General features: G+C 15.5%; 1 protein-coding gene. It reads left to right on the forward strand.

The features are described from left to right. Positions 1 to 323: hypothetical protein (locus RCF13_RS26280; protein ID WP_308141112.1), on the forward strand; the 323-nt coding region annotated here is incomplete at both ends.

Below are 323 nucleotides of genomic sequence, written 5' to 3' on the forward strand. Positions count from 1 at the left end.
GGGGGGTGACAAAGAAAAAAAAAAAAAAAAAAACCAAAACAAAACCAAAACAAAACACGACAAAACTCAAAAAAACAAAACAAAAAAAAAAACAAAAAACACAACACACAAAAAAAAAAAAAACAACCCCAAAAAAAAAAAAAAAAAAAAAAAAAAAAAAACAAAAAAAAAAAAAAAACAAAAAAAAAAAAAAACAACCAAAAACAAAAAAGTAAAAAAAAAAAAAAAAAAATCCCAAAAAAAAAAAAAAAACAAAAAAAACCAAATAAAAAAAAAAAAAAAAAAAAAAAAAAAAAAACAAAAAAAAAAAAACACAAAAAAAA

This window comes from Stenotrophomonas maltophilia group sp. RNC7 (assembly GCF_030910085.1).
GTDB lineage: Bacteria > Pseudomonadota > Gammaproteobacteria > Xanthomonadales > Xanthomonadaceae > Stenotrophomonas > Stenotrophomonas sepilia.